Origin of the sequence: Micromonospora echinaurantiaca, assembly GCF_900090235.1 — a bacterium.
GTDB classification, from domain to species: Bacteria; Actinomycetota; Actinomycetes; order Mycobacteriales; family Micromonosporaceae; genus Micromonospora; species Micromonospora echinaurantiaca.
In genome coordinates, this window is record NZ_LT607750.1 from 6,289,785 (window position 1) to 6,302,177 (window position 12,393).

The following is a 12,393-nucleotide window of genomic DNA, read 5'->3' on the forward strand; positions in this document are numbered from 1 at the left end:
AACGAGCGCTACCGGGCCCGGAACGGTGGGCGCGGCGATCCGGCGGAACGAGCGCTGCCAGGCGCCGAGCGGGTCAGACCCGGGACCAGGCCGCCGGGAAGAGCACCTCACCGGTGGGCGCCGGCCCGTCCCCGCTGCTGACCGGCGGCAGCACCAGCGCCTGCCACGGCTCGCCGAGCCCGGACCACGGGCTGGTCAGGCCCATCCGGTCGCCCCGCGCGAAGCCGAACCGCCGGTAGTACGCCGGCGCGCCGAGCACCACCACCAGCCGCTCGCCCAGCTCGGTGGCCGCGTCGAGGGCCGCCTGCACCACCGCCGTGCCGAGCCCGATCCGCTGCCGGTGCGGGGCCACCGCCACCGGGCCGAGGGCCAGCGCCGGCGCGGTGTGCTCGTCGGAGCGCACCCGCACCCGGGTGAGCAGCGCGTAGCCGACCACCTCACCGCCGTACTCGGCCACCATGGCCAGCTCGGGCAACCAGGCGTCGCTGCCGCGCAGCTCGTCGACCAGCCCAACCTCGGGCGGGGTGGCCACGTCGGGACGGGCGAACGCGGCGGCCAGCACCCGGTGGATCGAGCCGATGTCGGCCGGATCCTCCGGGCGGAGTCGCAGCGTGGTCACGCGGGCGACGTTACCCGGCGGGGCCGGTCCATCAGCGACGGTCGCTCGAATCGGCGTGGCGTGACGTCCACGTCGGCCGATCGGATCGGCGGTTGCCGGGGTAGGCGTGCCCGCGACGGGGTATGACTGATCCATGAAACCCGTACGCTCGCTCGCCCGAGCCATGTTGAGCGGCATCTTCGTGGTCAGCGGGGCCCGTAACTTCGTCAACCCGGAGCGGTTGGTGACGGCGGCCAAGCCGGTGACGGACCGGGTGACGCCGCTGCTGGAGCGGGCCAACCCCCGCATCCCCACCGACACCACGACGCTGATCCAGGTCAACTCGGCGGTCCAGGTCGGCGCCGGCCTGATGCTCGCCACCGGGAAGTTCGCCCGGCCGGCGGCGCTGGTCCTCGCCGGCACCCTGGTCCCGGTGACCATCGCCGGGCATCCCTTCTGGAACAACGACGACCCGGGGACGCGGAACAACAACCAGATCCACTTCCTGAAGAACCTGGGTCTGTTCGGCGGGCTGCTGCTGGCCGCGGCCGACACCGAGGGGAAGCCCGGTCTGCGCTGGCGCACCGGCCATCGCATCGGCCACTCCCGACGTTCCGTGCAGCGCGCCGTCCGGACCGCCCGCCGGGAGGCCCGGATCGCCGTACGGTCCGCCTCGACGGCCCGACGACTTCCGGGCTGACCTGCGTCTATACCATCCCCTTACCAGTCTCACCCCTCCCAACGCCGCGAATCACCTGAACCGCCAGGTAGGCGTTAACGCGGTGGAAATATCAAAAACATGTGTGGGATCGGACACGGTCGCATAACGCGGGAGGCAGTAACGTGAGGCACCGTTCTAGGCTCCGTACTGGACCTGGACGGGTAGGACGACCTTGGTACGGGGGTGGCCACGCCATGCCGGCGACCGTCGGAAGACGGGTGGACCGCCTCGCCCCAGTCCGTCGCGTAACGCGTGGGATCGATCGTAGGACAGTCGTACGGACCGGCATCGTGGCCGCCGTCGCCTACGCCGCATGGCTCGCCATCGGCGCTTTCGGGCGGCCGTACAACTTCTTCGACATGAAGATCTACCACGGCGCGGTGGTGTGGTGGGCGAGCGGTCATGAGCTGTACGAGTTCATCGCACCCGGCACCACCCTGGGTTTCACCTACCCGCCCTTCGCCGGGCTGGTCATGCTGCCGATGGCGCACCTGCCGGTCCAGGCGGCCGGGCTGGTCAACGCGCTGGGCAGCCTCGCCGCGCTGGCCGTGGTGCTGGCCGGGCTGCTGCGCCCGATCGTCGACCGGCTGGGCTGGCCGCTCTGGTACACGGTCGCCATCGCGGTGCCGCTCGCCGCGGCGATCGAGCCGGTCCGCGAGACCCTCGGCTACGGCCAGGTCAACGTGCTGCTCTTCGCCCTGGTCATGGCCGACCTGATCGGCCTGCGCTGGCGCTCCCGCCGGGGCACCCACACCGCCGACGGTGACGGCGCGCTGCTGCGGTTCGTCTACAGCGGCGCGTGGGCCGGTGCCGGGATCGGCCTGGCCACCGCGGTCAAGCTGACCCCCGCGCTCTTCATCGGCTACCTGATGATCACCCGGCAGTGGCGCGCGGCGGCCACCGCCGTCGGCACCGCCATCGGCGTGACCGTGGGCACCTTCGCCATCGTCGGCACCGAGTCCCGCGCCTACTGGGGCAGCGTGCTGTGGCAGACCGAGCGGGTGGGCGCGGCGGACATGACGCCGAACCAGTCGCTGGCCGGCCTGCTCGCCCGCCTCTACGACTCGATCGAGACGCCCGGCCTGCTCTGGCTGGCGTTCGCCGTGCTGATGCTGGCGCTGGGCCTGTCCCGGGCCGCCAACGCGCACGCCGACGGCGACGAGCTGACCGCGTTCACCCTGGTCGGGCTCACCGCCAACGTGATCAGCCCGATCTCCTGGACGCACCACCTGATCTGGGTCATCCCGGCCATCATCGTGCTGGCCGACGCCGCGGTACGCCGTCGCGAGGCCAGCCGCGGCCTCAACCAGCGGGCGGCGCAGGCGTCGTCGTACGGGGGGCCACCCGGGGTGAACGGACTGCGCCCGCCGATCTGGTACCCGACCCTGACCGGGCTGCGGCACGGGGTGGCCGCGGCCGGGCTCTACCTGCTCTTCCTGGTCTCGCCGATCTGGCCGTACGAGCACCAGCTGCCCGAGGTCTCGCACTACCAGGACGGCCTGTTCGGCGCCCTGATGGAGAACTCGCTGGCGCTGGCGCTGATCGTGCTGGTGGCCGCGCTGCCCTGGCGGCCCGGCGCGGAGCCGGTCTTCTACGCCGACCGGCTCGGCCGGCAGGCCACGCTCTACGCCCGCCGCTGAGCCGGGCCGCCGGACGCCCGCCGCTGGGCGGGGCCGGCGGTCAGGGGCAGTTGACCCACTCCTCGGTGCCGTCCGCGAACACCTGCCGCTTCCAGATCGGCAGCCGCGCCTTGACCTCGTCGACCAGCCGGGCGCAGGCCGCGAACGCCGCCGCCCGGTGGGCGGTGCTCACCGCGGCGACCAGGGCCACGTCGCCGATGCCGAGTGGTCCGATCCGGTGCGACACCGCTACCGCGTACACCTCGGGGTCGGCGGCGATCTCGGCGGCCACCTCGCGCAGCACCCGCTCGGCGCTCGGGTGGCCCTCGTACTCCAGGCTGGTCACCGCGCGGCCGTGGTCGTGGTCGCGGACCACGCCCTGGAACGAGACCACCGCGCCGGCCCGGACGTCGGCGACCGCGGCCTCGTGCGCGGCGAGGTCCAGCGGCTGGTCGGTGACCCCGCCGTAGGTCGTCGTCGGGGCGGTCACCAGGCACGCTCCCCGGGCAGCAAAGGCAGCGGCAGCACCGGCACCCGGTCGCCCGGCTCACCCGAGGCGTTCGGTCGGATCACGGCGAAGCCGTCCGCACCGGCCAGCCCGCGCAGCATCGCCGAGCCGACGTGCCGGACCGGGTGGGCGGTGTTCGCGACCCGGTCCAGCCGGACCAGCGCCAGATGGGTGTGGTCGCCGCGGCCCGGCACCGGCTCGGCGAGGGTGGCGTGCGGCAGCACCGGCATCGGCCGGCCGGCCAGGCCGGCGAGCAGCGGGACGACCAGGGACACCAGGGCGATGACGGCGGACTGCGGGTTGCCCGGCAGCCCGGCGACGAAGCGCACCCGGCCGTCGTCGCCGACCAGCCGGGCCAGCAGCATCGGGAAGCCGGGCCGGACCGCCACGGTGTTGACCACGTAGTCCGCGCCGAGCGCGGTCAGCGTCGGGTGCAGGTGGTCGACCGGGCCGTGCATGGTGCCGCCGGTGGTGCACACCAGGTCCGCGTCGGCCAGCGCCGCCCGTACCGCCGCCACGTGCGCGGGCAGGGTGTCGGCCACCGGGCCGACCACGTCGGCCGGGCGCACCTGGCAGCCGTAGCGGCGCAGCCAGGCCGGCACCGCCGGGCCGAGCGCGTCGCGGACCCGGCCGGCGGCCGGCGGGCCCTCGGTGAGCAGCTCGTCGCCGAAGACCAGCAGGGCGGCCCGCGGCTGCCGCCGCACCAGGAGGGTGTCCTGGCCGCAGGCGGCGGCCAGGCCGATCAGCGCCGGGTCGACCGGGGTGCCGGCGGGCAGCAGTTCCTCACCCGCGTACGCCTCCTCGCCGGGTGCACGCCACTCCGGCGCCGGTCGCGGTACGCCGTCGACCAGGTCGTCGGCGGTACGGCTGGACTCCTCGACCCGCAGCACGGCGGTGGCGCCCTCGGGCACCATCGCGCCGGTGGCGATCTCGACGGTGGTGCCGTCCTCGGTCAGCGGGGCCGGGGTGCCGCCGGCCAGCACCCGCCCGACGACCCGCCACGGGCCGGCGCCGCGCACCGCCCAGCCGTCCACGCTGGAGGTGGGGAAGGCGGGCAGGTCGGTCCGGGTGGTCAACGGTTCGGCGAGGGTGTGCCCGTCGGTCTCGGCGAGCGGCCGGCGCTCGGCGGGCAGCGCGGCGGCCAGCCCGACCGCGTATGCCCGGTCGCGGGCCTCTTCCCAGCCGGCCGGCGGCGGCGCGGTGACCCGGCCGGCGGCGGATGCGGTGTCCGTGCTCACCGGCCGAGCCTATCCGGGCGGCGCGCTCCGGGGGCGGGTCAGTGGTCGCCGCCGCGGATCTGGTCGACGGCGTGCCGGAGGATCGGGCCGAGCACGGCGAGCCCGTCGCGGGCGCCGCCGGTGGAGCCGGGCAGGTTGACCACCAGGGTGCGGCCGGCGACGCCGGCCAGCCCGCGGGAGAGCGCCGCGGCGGGAACCTTGTCGCGGCTGTGCGCCCGGATCGCCTCGGCGATACCGGGAATCTCGTAGTCGAGCAGCGTCCGGGTCACGTCCGGAGTGCGGTCCGACGGGTTGATGCCGGTGCCGCCGCTGGTGACGACCACGTCCATCCCGTCGGCCACCGCCGCCCGCAGCGCCACGCCGACCGGATCGCCGTCGGGCACCACCACCGGTTCGGCCACCTCGCAGCCGAGTTCGCGCAGGCCGGCGACGAGCAGCGGGCCGCTGGTGTCGGCGTACACGCCGGCGGCGGCCCGGTTGGACGCCACGATCACCCGGGCCCGGATCACGGCCGGTCCTCCGGACGGAGCCACTCACCGGTCTTGCCGCCGGTCTTGCGCAGCACCCGGACCGCGTCGACGCTGGCCGCCGGGTCGACCGCCTTGACCATGTCGACCAGGGCCAGCCCGGCGACGGCCACCGCGGTCAGCGCCTCCATCTCCACGCCCGTGCGGTCGGCGGTGCGGGCAGTCGCGGTGATCTCCACGGTGTCGTCCGTGAGGGTCAGGTCGACCGTCACCCCGTGCAGGGCGATCGGGTGGCAGAGCGGGATCAGGTCGGGGGTGCGCTTCGCGCCCATGATGCCGGCCAGCCGCCCGACGGCGAGCGCGTCGCCCTTGGGCAGCCCGTCGCGGCGCAGCAGGTCGATCACCTCGGGGGTGGTCCGCAGCCGGCCGGCGGCGACGGCCTCCCGGCCGGATACCGACTTGGCGGAGACGTCGACCATGCGGGCCGCGCCGGCCGGGTCGACGTGGGTGAGCTGCGCGGGTTCGGTCACGGGGGCGAGCCTATCGGGAAGGTTCGGCGCAGGTTGGCGGCATGCGGGTGGACAATTCGGCACGGCGGATTGTGGCGGCCCGTCGCCTCGCAGTTCATCCACTGCTTGGTGGGCCGTTACCGGTTGTCCAGATGGGGCCGCCGGCACCGCGATAACGGCTACCCACGTCGGCCCTCTCGGGTGCACCGTGCCGGGGGCAACTTGCACCGAGAAGCCGCCGAGAACGCGAATCGCAACGTCGCCCACCACGTCGACTTAGCGGGTATTCAGGTGGTGACCGGTTGCGGCCGGGCAAGCGGAAAGAAGGCCCGAAGTACCGGCCAACCAGCACGAACCCGGCGACAATCAGGGCTCGTAAGGGGTTGAGTTAGACACCTGACCGAACCGACGATGAGCTTGCCGAAGCCAGTCGTCAGACTGATTACACGCATTGACTATGACGGGTGGATGTCGCGCAGAGCGACCTGACAAGTGCATAGCGAAAGAAGCGTTCGCATTGCGTCAGGATCATCGAACTGACCGTGACAACCCAATGCCGTATTAGCTCATATTGCGCATATGGACATTTATCGTCCCAAACCAGCGGCAAGCTCCCTTAAGCTGACCCCATCGAAGCCGTTGCCGATCAGCTGGGGGTCGAAATGACGTCGAACGAATGGGGCTGAGTTGTCCTTGAGTCACCTTCTGTAGGTGACCACAATCGCAGTACTCTTGCGGAGCGCAGCCGTCGGTGACGATCGAGGATGACGGGTGGCTCCACAGGATCGACAGACTGGGACCGATCGGCAGCTACGGCTGCTAGTCGGTCTCGTCGTCGTTGTGGCCGGCCTGGCCGGAGCCGTCGCCGCGCCCCGGGTACCGCTGCACGGGCTGCCGGACACGGCGGTCGTCTGGGCGGCCCTGGTCTCCCTGGTGGCGGTGGGCTTCACGGTCAAGGTACGGATCCGGATCCGCGCCACCCACCACAACATCGCCTGGACCGAGACCGCGATCATGATCGCGCTCGCGGTGGCGCCGATGCCGACGGTGGTCCTGGCCACCGGCGCCGGCGTCGCGATCGCCGCGGCGCTGGCCCGCTTGACACCCGTCAAGGCGCTCTTCGGCGTCGGCAAGAACATGCTGGTCGCGACGGTGGCCGGCCTGGTGCTCCACGCCAGCGGCTGGCAGACCAACACCGGCGACGTCCTCGACGTGGTCGGCCCGATCGCCACGGCGTACCTGGCAGCGGTGGTGGTCGACGAGGTGATCACGCTGCCGGTCATCGCGCTCGCGACCGGCACCCGGCTCAGCGCCCTGTTCCGCGGCGACTGGGACCTCCGGCTGGGGGGAGGGCTGGCCCGGCTCCTCGTCATCATCGGCACGGTCTTCATCATCCGGATCGACAACCGTCTGCTGCTCGCCGTGCCGCTGCTCGTCCTGAGCCTGCACCTGGCCTACTCCACCCGGTTCCGGGCCCGCACCGAGCAGCAGGCCTGGCAGCGGCTGGCCCGCACCACCGACGCGCTGAACGTGGTCGACCTCGACAAGGTCCTCACCACCGCGGTCACCCAGGCCGCCGAACTCTTCTCCGCCGACGAGGTGGAGATCGAGCTCCGCGACGGCGGCCACACCGTCCGGGGCGGCGCCGGCGGCGTCACCTACGACGGGCCGGCCGGCCAGCCCACCACCGTGGACGGCACGGTCGTCCCGGCCGCGCTGGAGGGGCACGACCGGGCGGTCGACGTGGGCGTGCTCCGGCTGCGCTTCCGGGGGCCGGTCCGGCTCTCCGAACGCGAGCAGTACACGCTGCGCACCTTCGCCTCCGCGCTCTGCACCGCCGTACGCAACGCGCAGGCGTACGCCGAGCTGGCCCGGGTCGCCGACGAGCACGCGTACGCCGCCACCCACGACCCGCTCACCGGGCTGGCCAACCGGCGGCACCTGCTGGAGCAGGGCACCGAACAGCTCAGCGCCCGGCACGCCGACGGGGTCACCGCCCTGGTGCTGATCGACCTCAACCACTTCAAGGAGGTCAACGACACCCTCGGGCACGCCGCCGGCGACCAGGTGCTGGTGCAGGTCGCCGACCGGCTGCGTGGCGCCGCCCAGGGCAGCGACCTGGTGGCCCGGCTCGGCGGCGACGAGTTCGCCGTGCTGCTGCGCGGGCTGCCGGCGCCCGCGGTGGCCGCGCACCGGGCCGAGACGCTGCTCGGCGCGCTGCACGAGCCGTTCGACCTGGACGGCATGCGGATCAGCGTGGAGGCCAGCGGCGGGATCGCCGCAGCCCCGGCCAGCGGCGGGATGCCCGAACTGCTGCGCCGCGCCGACGTGGCCATGTACCAGGCGAAGCGCGCCGGCCAGCGGACCTCCACCTACGCCCCCAACCGGGACACCGCCGACCTCGGCCGGCTGGCCCTCGGCGGCGAACTGCCCCGCGCGGTGGCCGACCAGGAGTTCACCGTCAACTTCCAGCCGATCGTCGACCTGGGCACCGGCGAGGTCACCGCCGCCGAGGCGCTGGCCCGCTGGCACCACCCGGTGCACGGCGTGATCGACCCGCTGCGCTTCCTGGAGGCGGTGGAACGCTCCGGCCTGCTCCCCGCCTTCGCCGAGGCGATCCTCGACCAGGCGCTGCTCGCCGCGGGCAGCTGGCGCGACGCCGGCTTCGACGTGCCGGTGGCGGTCAACGTCTCCCCACGCAGCCTGCTCGACGCCCGCTTCCCCGGCTCGGTGCTGGCCCGGCTGCGCGCGCACGACCTACCACCCGACCGGCTGGTGCTGGAACTGACCGAGACCCTCACGCTCAGCCAGCTCGACGTGGTCGACCGGGTGCTCAGCCGGCTCCGCGACGAGGGCGTCCGGCTGGCCCTGGACGACTTCGGCACCGGCTACTCGTCGCTCTCGCTGCTCTCCCGGATCCCGGTGCACGAGTTGAAGATCGACCGCAGCTTCGTCACCGAGATGGAGACGTCGGCCGAGGCGGCCGCGGTGATCCGCTCCACCCTCGACCTGGGGCGCAGCCTCGACCTCGCCGTCGTGGCCGAGGGCGTCGAGCGGGAACCGCAGCGCCGCGCGCTCTGGGAGCTGGGCTGCGCCGCCGGGCAGGGCCACCTCTTCGGCCGGCCGATGCCCGCCGGCACCCTGCTGGCCGCGCTGCAACGCGGCTCCGGCGGCAGCCCCGGATCGCTGGCGGCCCCGCTGCACGACGCGGGCGCGGTGATCCGGCTCGCTCCGGGCCGCCGGCAGAACGGTCGCGGTCGCACCGACCGGCACCTGCCCGCCTGAACCGGATCCGCGCCCGCGTACTCCACCTCGTCGGCGCGCGAGCCCACCGGCTGCGGTCTGCCAGACTGGCGCGCGTGACCGCCGCCCCCACCACCCGACGTCCCGTCTGGCAGCAGCTGGACACCGCCGCCGGCGGCCTCGCCCTCGACCTCGGGCTGTACGCCGTCTCCGCCGCGTTCGCCGCGATCACCGCCGTCACCTCCACCCTGCTCCCGCACCGGGCCTGGGGCGGCATCGCCGCGGTCGGCTACCTCCTCGCCGCCCTCGCCGCGACCGGCCAGGTGCTGCTGCACCGCCGGTCACCCGGGTCGCCGCTGACCGGGCTGCCGGCCCGCTGGGCGGTCACCGCCTTCGCCTGGGTCACCACCGCCCTGCTGCCACTGCTCGCGCAGAGCGTGCAGCGCGCCGGTGGGCGTACCGACCGGGCGCAGGAGGAGGTGCTGGTGGTCGAGCACTCCGGCGGCCGGCTCGTCGACACCGGCACCCCCTACCTCGGGCACGACGCGATCGCCGCCCTGCCGCCCGGCGAGCAACTGCTCGGGTACACCCCGTACCAGCCGGGGATGGCACTGTTCGGGCTGCCCCGGGCCGCCGTCGACACCTGGTGGACCGACGCCCGGGTGTGGTTCGCGGTCGGCACCGCTGTCGCCCTCGCCCTGGCCGTCCGGGCACTGCGCCGGCCGGGCGGCCCGACCGCCGGCCGGGACGACGCACTGCTGCGCGGCGTGCAGGCCGCCACCGTACTGCCGATCTGCGCGCTCACCCTGGCCACCGGCGGCGACGACCTGCCGGTCCTCGCGCTCTGCCTGCTCGCGCTGGCCTTCGCCGCCGCCGACCGGCCCGGCGCGGCGGGCGTCGCGGTTGGCGTCGCCGGCGCGCTGAAGCTCTTCGCCTGGCCGGTCGCTCTCGTCCTGGTCATCTGGGGGGCGACCCGCCGGGCCGGGCTGCGGGTCGCGGCCGGCGCCCTCGGCCTGCCGGTCGCCGCGCTGCTGCCCGTGCTGCTCGTCGACCGGGACGCGCTGGTCGAGAACGTGCTCCGCTTCCCGCTCGGCCACGGCCTGGTCACCAGCCCCGCCCAGTCCCCCTTCCCCGGGCACCTGATCGCCACCACGCTGCCGGGCGGCCGGATCGTCGCCGCCGCGCTGCTCGTCGCGGCCGGGCTGGCGATCGCCGTCCGGCTCGCCCGCCGCCCGCCGCGCAGCGCCGTCACCGCCGCGCTGATCTGCGGGTACGGGCTGCTCGCCGCGATCCTGCTGATGCCGTCCACCCGGTTCGGCTACCTGCTCTACCCGGTGGCGTTCCTGGTCTGGGCGCCCGCGCTACGGCCGGTGCCGGTGGACTCGCCCGCCACGGCGTCACCCTGAAGCTCGCGCCGGCACGGCGAGCCGACCGCGGCCGAGCGCACCGTGGCGGCCGACCGGTTCCGGCAACTGGCGGGCGAAGGACGGCGGCAGGGCGTACACCTGGAACATGACCACCTACCGCGACCGGGCCGAGGCAGGCCGGATGCTCGCCGACCGGCTCACCGCCCTGATCGGCGAACCGGACGTCATCGTGCTCGGCCTGGTACGCGGCGGCGTACCGGTGGCCGAGGTGGTCGCCGAACGGCTCGGCGCGCCCCTGGACGTGCTGGTGGTACGCAAGCTCGGCATGCCCTGGGCGCCCGAGGTCGCCTTCGGCGCGCTCGGACCGGGCGGCGTGCAGGTGCTCAACGACCAGGTGGCGAGCCGGCTCAGCGCCGAGGACATCGCCGAGGTCAGCCGCCGCGAGCAGGCCGAACTGGACCGGCGGGAACGGCTCTACCGGGCCGGGCGGCCACCGCTGGACCTCTCCGGGCGTACCGCCGTGATCGTCGACGACGGGCTGGCCACCGGCGCCACGGCCCGGGCCGCCGTGGAGGTCGCCCGCCGGCTGGGCTCCCGCCGGGTGGTCGTCGCCGTGCCGGTCGGGTCCCAGGAGGCGTACGAGATGCTCTCCGCCGAGGCCGACCAGGTCGTCTGTGCCCAGCACCCGCCGGAGTTCATGGCGGTCAGCGCCTACTACGACGACTTCCACGAGGTCTCCGACGACGAGGTCACGGAGGCGCTGACGGCGACCGCGTGACCGGACCGGGTACCGTCGGGTGATGAGCCTCACCTGTCCCAAGTGTCACGGAGAAATGCGCCAGTACGAGCGCAGTGGCGTCGTCATCGACCAGTGCGGGGAGTGCCGGGGGATCTTCCTCGACCGCGGCGAACTGGAGAAGCTGTTCGAGGCGGAGGCGAACTGGAACCGCCAGCACGCCGCCGCGCCGGCCGGTCAGCCTGGTCAGCCCGGTCAGCCCGGTCAGCCGCAGGGGGGCTACCCGCCGCCCCCGCCGCCCCCGCCCGCGCCCGCGCCGCACCAGCCCGGTTACGGCGCGGTGCCGCCGCCCCCGCCCGCGCACGGCTACCCGCCGGCCCCGGCCTACGGCGGCCACGGCCAGCACTACGGCTACCACGGGCACTACCGGCGCAAGAAGCACAAGAGCTTCCTCGACGAGATGTTCGGCTGAGCACCGAAGCCGACCGGGCCGGCGCGTCGTCGGCCCGGTCGCGCCCGTCGGCGTGCCGAACCCGGCCGATCGTGCGACGCTGCCTCCCATGACGCCCGAGAGACCGTCGGGAAGTCCCGGACCGAGCGAGCCGGAGCGCGGCCGGGGATCCGACCCGGCGGAGAGTGGTGTCGCCCCGGCACCGGTCGCCACCGCCGGCGGGCATCCGCCGGACCCGCCGCCGGATTCCCCGGCCACTTCCGCCAGGCACCACATCCCGCTGGCGCAGGCGTACGACGGGATCACCCGGGTGGTGGCCGACCTCGACGACGCCGACCTGCAGCGGCCCACCCGGTGCCGCGGCTGGCTCGTCGCCGACCTGCTGCTGCACGTCCTCGGCGACGCGCAGCGGGCGCTGGTCGCGCTGGCCAGCCCCGCCGACGGCCCGGCCACCGTGGACGACGTCAGCTACTGGCGGGGCTTCCCCGGCGAAGCGGACGACAGCGCCGCCCGGCACGCCTGGTGGGTGCGCCGCTCGGCGGCCGCCTTCGAGCGACCCAGCGGCGTGGTCCGGCTCTGGTGCGACACCGCCCCCGCCGCGGTACGCGCCGCCGGCCGGGCGGACCCGGACGGCTTCGTCAGCACCCAGGGCCACGTCCTACGGGTGCCCGATTTCCTCGCCACGCTCACCACCGAGGCGGTCGTCCACCACCTCGACCTGGTGCTCGACCTGCCCGACGCGCCCCGCCCCGGTGTGCTCGCGGTACGCGTCGCGGTGACCACCATGGACGGCCTGCTCAGCGACGACGCGGTCCGGCCGGCCGGCTGGAGCGACGAGGAGTTCCTGCTCAAGGCGACCGGACGGCTGCCGCTGACCGACCGCGACCGGCTGGAACTCGGCGAGGTCGCCGGCTGGTTCCCGCTGCTCGGCTGAGC

The 12,393-nt window shown here is 74.4% G+C and carries 12 protein-coding genes; 7 read left to right on the forward strand and 5 right to left on the reverse strand.

Annotation, left to right across the window (positions count from 1 at the left end; translation table 11 throughout):
• Positions 1-73: 73 nt before the first annotated feature.
• On the reverse strand, positions 74-619 hold the full coding sequence (locus tag GA0070609_RS28535) for a GNAT family N-acetyltransferase (protein WP_231928442.1): 546 nt from the start codon (positions 617-619) through the stop codon (positions 74-76).
• A 133-nt stretch (positions 620-752) separates the two neighbouring features.
• Here GA0070609_RS28535 and GA0070609_RS28540 point away from each other — a divergent pair, with 133 nt between their 5' ends.
• Both GA0070609_RS28540 and GA0070609_RS28545 read left to right on the forward strand, forming a co-directional pair.
• Positions 753-1,298, forward strand: a complete 546-nt coding sequence (locus GA0070609_RS28540; RefSeq protein ID WP_088996651.1) for a DoxX family protein — start codon at positions 753-755, stop codon at positions 1,296-1,298.
• 215 nt (positions 1,299-1,513) lie between these two features.
• Entirely contained in the window at positions 1,514-2,959 is a 1,446-nt protein-coding gene (locus GA0070609_RS28545; protein ID WP_088996652.1) for a glycosyltransferase 87 family protein, read from the forward strand.
• Between the two features lie 40 nt (positions 2,960-2,999).
• Here GA0070609_RS28545 and GA0070609_RS28550 read toward each other — a convergent pair whose 3' ends face one another.
• The 4 genes from GA0070609_RS28550 to moaC are packed head-to-tail and all read right to left on the reverse strand — an operon-like array spanning position 3,000 to position 5,681.
• Positions 3,000-3,428, reverse strand: a complete 429-nt coding sequence (locus tag GA0070609_RS28550) for a molybdenum cofactor biosynthesis protein MoaE (protein ID WP_088996653.1) — start codon at positions 3,426-3,428, stop codon at positions 3,000-3,002.
• On the reverse strand, positions 3,425-4,684 hold the full coding sequence (locus tag GA0070609_RS28555) for a molybdopterin molybdotransferase MoeA (RefSeq protein WP_088996654.1): 1,260 nt from the start codon (positions 4,682-4,684) through the stop codon (positions 3,425-3,427). The genes GA0070609_RS28550 and GA0070609_RS28555 overlap by 4 nt, the downstream gene beginning before the upstream one ends.
• A gap of 38 nt (positions 4,685-4,722) precedes the next feature.
• Positions 4,723-5,193 carry a MogA/MoaB family molybdenum cofactor biosynthesis protein gene (locus GA0070609_RS28560; protein WP_088996655.1) on the reverse strand — a complete coding sequence of 157 codons (471 nt, stop codon included), beginning with the start codon at positions 5,191-5,193 and terminating at the stop codon, positions 4,723-4,725.
• Positions 5,190-5,681: a cyclic pyranopterin monophosphate synthase MoaC gene (moaC, locus tag GA0070609_RS28565; protein WP_088996656.1), complete on the reverse strand. Its 492-nt coding sequence runs from the start codon at positions 5,679-5,681 to the stop codon at positions 5,190-5,192. The genes GA0070609_RS28560 and moaC overlap by 4 nt, the downstream gene beginning before the upstream one ends.
• Before the next feature lie 750 nt (positions 5,682-6,431).
• On the opposite strand from moaC, the gene GA0070609_RS28570 reads away from it, so the two are divergent.
• The 5 genes from GA0070609_RS28570 to GA0070609_RS28590 all read left to right on the forward strand — a co-directional run bounded on the left by GA0070609_RS28570 (position 6,432) and on the right by GA0070609_RS28590 (position 12,391).
• Complete coding sequence (locus GA0070609_RS28570) at positions 6,432-8,945, forward strand: putative bifunctional diguanylate cyclase/phosphodiesterase (RefSeq protein WP_088996657.1); 2,514 nt, start codon at positions 6,432-6,434, stop codon at positions 8,943-8,945.
• A gap of 74 nt (positions 8,946-9,019) precedes the next feature.
• Complete coding sequence (locus GA0070609_RS28575; protein WP_088996658.1) at positions 9,020-10,309, forward strand: glycosyltransferase 87 family protein; 1,290 nt, start codon at positions 9,020-9,022, stop codon at positions 10,307-10,309.
• A 106-nt stretch (positions 10,310-10,415) separates the two neighbouring features.
• The gene (locus GA0070609_RS28580) at positions 10,416-11,048 is read left to right on the forward strand and encodes a phosphoribosyltransferase (RefSeq protein ID WP_088996659.1); all 633 of its coding nucleotides are present in this window, start codon (positions 10,416-10,418) and stop codon (positions 11,046-11,048) included.
• A gap of 19 nt (positions 11,049-11,067) precedes the next feature.
• Positions 11,068-11,478 carry a TFIIB-type zinc ribbon-containing protein gene (locus GA0070609_RS28585; RefSeq protein WP_088996660.1) on the forward strand — a complete coding sequence of 137 codons (411 nt, stop codon included), beginning with the start codon at positions 11,068-11,070 and terminating at the stop codon, positions 11,476-11,478.
• An 88-nt stretch (positions 11,479-11,566) separates the two neighbouring features.
• Entirely contained in the window at positions 11,567-12,391 is an 825-nt protein-coding gene (locus tag GA0070609_RS28590) for a maleylpyruvate isomerase N-terminal domain-containing protein (RefSeq protein ID WP_088996661.1), read from the forward strand.
• Positions 12,392-12,393 lie beyond the last annotated feature (2 nt).

Bases quoted from the DNA above. Each gene is read 5' to 3' on its own strand.
- GA0070609_RS28540 (WP_088996651.1), top strand. From the start codon at position 753: ATGAAACCCGTACGCTCGCTCGCCCGAGCCATGTTGAGCGGCATCTTC.
- GA0070609_RS28545 (WP_088996652.1), top strand. From the start codon at position 1,514: ATGCCGGCGACCGTCGGAAGACGGGTGGACCGCCTCGCCCCAGTCCGT.
- GA0070609_RS28580 (WP_088996659.1), top strand. From the start codon at position 10,416: ATGACCACCTACCGCGACCGGGCCGAGGCAGGCCGGATGCTCGCCGAC.
- GA0070609_RS28590 (WP_088996661.1), top strand. From the start codon at position 11,567: ATGACGCCCGAGAGACCGTCGGGAAGTCCCGGACCGAGCGAGCCGGAG.